2 rRNA genes are annotated in these 3,556 nt (G+C 55.9%); both read right to left on the bottom strand.

The features are described from left to right. Position 1 precedes the first annotated feature (1 nt). Positions 2-118 (bottom strand): 5S ribosomal RNA (rrf, locus tag ACNQPB_RS20040). Between the two features lie 141 nt (positions 119-259). Beyond that, a 23S ribosomal RNA gene (locus ACNQPB_RS20035) occupies positions 260-3,392 on the bottom strand. Positions 3,393-3,556 lie beyond the last annotated feature (164 nt).

The following is a 3,556-nucleotide window of genomic DNA, read 5'->3' as shown; positions in this document are numbered from 1 at the left end:
TGTCCGGCGGTGTCCTACTCTCCCACACCCTCCCGGGTGCAGTACCATCGGCGCTGTGGGTCTTAGCTTCCGGGTTCGGAATGGGACCGGGCGTTTCCCCCACGCTATGACCGCCGTAACCTTGTTACCCGTTCCTGCCCCGGTGTGGGGTGGGTGGGAAGTTTTGTGGTTACCAGGTGTTGCTGGTGTTATTCAGTTGTTGGTTCCTGGGTTGTTGTCCGGGAACCACATAGTGGACGCGATGCAGTGATCTTGTTGTGTGGTGTAAGTTGTCGGCCTATTAGTACCGGTCGGCTTCGACAGTCGTTGGTCCTGTCTTCCACGTCCGGCCTATCAACCCAGTGGTCTGGCTGGGGGCCTCTCACACAAATGTGTATGGAAATCTCATCTTGAAGCGAGCTTCCCGCTTAGATGCTTTCAGCGGTTATCCCATCCGAACGTAGCTAATCAGCGGTGCACTTGGCAGTACAACTGACACACCAGAGGTTCGTCCGTCCCGGTCCTCTCGTACTAAGGACAGCCCTTCTCAAATTTCCTGCGCGCGCAGCGGATAGGGACCGAACTGTCTCACGACGTTCTAAACCCAGCTCGCGTACCGCTTTAATGGGCGAACAGCCCAACCCTTGGGACCTACTCCAGCCCCAGGATGCGACGAGCCGACATCGAGGTGCCAAACCATGCCGTCGATATGGACTCTTGGGCAAGATCAGCCTGTTATCCCCGAGGTACCTTTTATCCGTTGAGCGACGGCCATTCCACAATGTACCGCCGGATCACTAGTCCCGACTTTCGTCCCTGCTTGAGATGTCTCTCTCACAGTCAAGCTCCCTTGTGCACTTACACTCGACACCTGATTGCCAACCAGGCTGAGGGAACCTTTGGGCGCCTCCGTTACTTTTTAGGAGGCAACCGCCCCAGTTAAACTACCCATCAGGCACTGTCCCTGACCCGGATCACGGGCCGAAGTTAGATGTCCAAAGTGACCAGAGTGGTATTTCAACGATGACTCCCCCCGAACTGGCGTCCGGGGTTCACAGTCTCCCACCTATCCTACACAAGCCACTCCGAACACCAATACCAAACTATAGTAAAGGTCTCGGGGTCTTTCCGTCCTGCTGCGCGTAACGAGCATCTTTACTCGTACTGCAATTTCGCCGAGTTTATGGTTGAGACAGCGGGGAAGTCGTTACTCCATTCGTGCAGGTCGGAACTTACCCGACAAGGAATTTCGCTACCTTAGGATGGTTATAGTTACCACCGCCGTTTACTGGGGCTTAAATTCTCAGCTTCGCCCACAAGGGGCTAACCGGTCCTCTTAACCTTCCAGCACCGGGCAGGAGTCAGTCCGTATACATCGTCTTGCGACTTCGCACGGACCTGTGTTTTTAGTAAACAGTCGCTTCCCCCTGGTCTCTGCGGCCCTTGCCCGCTCCACAACGCATGGTCGCTTCACGGTCCGGGCCCCCCTTCTCCCGAAGTTACGGGGGCATTTTGCCGAGTTCCTTAACCATAATTCTCTCGATCGCCTTGGTATTCTCTACCTGATCACCTGTGTCGGTTTGGGGTACGGGCAGCTGGAACCTCGCGCCGATGCTTTTCTAGGCAGCATAGGATCACCGGATCCCCCCAGACGGGGGTCCCATCAGATCTCAGCCTGTATGTTCCACGGATTTGCCTATGGAACGGCCTACATCCTTAGACCGGGGCAACCATCGCCCGGCCCGGCTACCTTCCTGCGTCACACCTGTTAATACGCTTACCTCCCGGGATCAGGTCCCGCGCTCCACCAAAACCCTTCACCCACAAGGGGTGTCGGGCAGGTTTCGGGCGGTTAGTATCCCCCGCTTGGTATGGGCGGTTCTTCGCCGGTACGGGAATATCAACCCGTTGTCCATCGACTACGCCTGTCGGCCTCGCCTTAGGTCCCGACTTACCCAGGGCAGATTAGCTTGACCCTGGAACCCTTGATCATTCGGCGGACGGGTTTCTCACCCGTCTTTCGCTACTCATGCCTGCATTCTCACTCGTGTAGGCTCCACCACTGGTTCACACCGCAGCTTCACCGCCCACACGACGCTCCCCTACCCATCCACACTCCTGAACCACGAAGGCTAGGAACCTATGTGAATGCCACAACTTCGGCGGTGTACTTGAGCCCCGCTACATTGTCGGCGCGGAATCACTTGACCAGTGAGCTATTACGCACTCTTTCAAGGGTGGCTGCTTCTAAGCCAACCTCCTGGTTGTCTAAGCAACTCCACATCCTTTCCCACTTAGCACACGCTTAGGGGCCTTAGTTGGTGGTCTGGGCTGTTTCCCTCTCGACTATGAAGCTTATCCCCCACAGTCTCACTGCTGCGCTCTCACTTACCGGCATTCGGAGTTTGGCTGACGTCAGTAACCTTGTAGGGCCCATCGGCCATCCAGTAGCTCTACCTCCGGCAAGAAACACGCAACGCTGCACCTAAATGCATTTCGGGGAGAACCAGCTATCACGGAGTTTGATTGGCCTTTCACCCCTACCCACAGCTCATCCCCTCCATTTTCAACTGAAGTGGGTTCGGTCCTCCACGACGTCTTACCGTCGCTTCAACCTGGCCATGGGTAGATCACTCCGCTTCGGGTCTAGATCACGCCACTACACTCGCCCTGTTCAGACTCGCTTTCGCTACGGCTACCCCACACGGGTTAACCTCGCGACGTAACACTAACTCGCAGGCTCATTCTTCAAAAGGCACGCCATCACAGGAACAAAGCCCGCTCTGACGGATTGTAAGCACACGGTTTCAGGTACTGTTTCACTCCCCTCCCGGGGTACTTTTCACCTTTCCCTCACGGTACTGGTCCGCTATCGGTCATCAGGAAGTATTTAGGCTTATCAGGTGGTCCTGACAGATTCACACGGGATTTCTCGGGCCCCGTGCTACTTGGGAACAATCACCAGGGCGGCACAACACATTACGGCTACGGGACTCACACCCTCTCCGGCCGGCCTTTCAAAACCGTTCGCCTATGCACGCACACACACCCCGCCGGTCCGGCAGAACCAGCACACAACTGCCCCGCAACCCCGCCCACGCAACGCCCGCCGGCTATCACACATGGGTCGGTTTAGCCTGATCCGCGTTCGCTCGCCACTACTAACGGAATCACTGTTGTTTTCTCTTCCTGCGGGTACTGAGATGTTTCACTTCCCCGCGTTCCCCCCACGCGCCCTATATATTCAGACACGGGTCACACAATCACCTTGCGGCGTTGTGCGGGGTTTCCCCATTCGGACATCCTGGGATCACCGCTCGGTTATCAACTCCCCCAGGCTTATCGCAGATTCCTACGTCCTTCATCGGCTCCTGATGCCAAGGCATCCACCGTGTGCCCTTAAAAACTTGACCACACAGATCAAACTTGACAAAAAAATCATTTCGAGAGAACCAAGCCAAAGGCCAGGTTCAACATCAAAAACAAAATTGCTTTACAAGATGCTCGCGTCCACTATGTAGTTCTCAAACAACAACCCCAACCCCCACACCCCACACAGCGCCCCCACGAAGGGAAA

This window comes from Curtobacterium sp. LFS079, from assembly GCF_047977865.1.
Classification (GTDB): Bacteria; Actinomycetota; Actinomycetes; order Actinomycetales; family Micrococcaceae; genus Arthrobacter.
The sequence above is the reverse complement of the archived record's forward strand: the minus strand, read 5'-3'. Positions and strand labels throughout refer to the sequence as shown.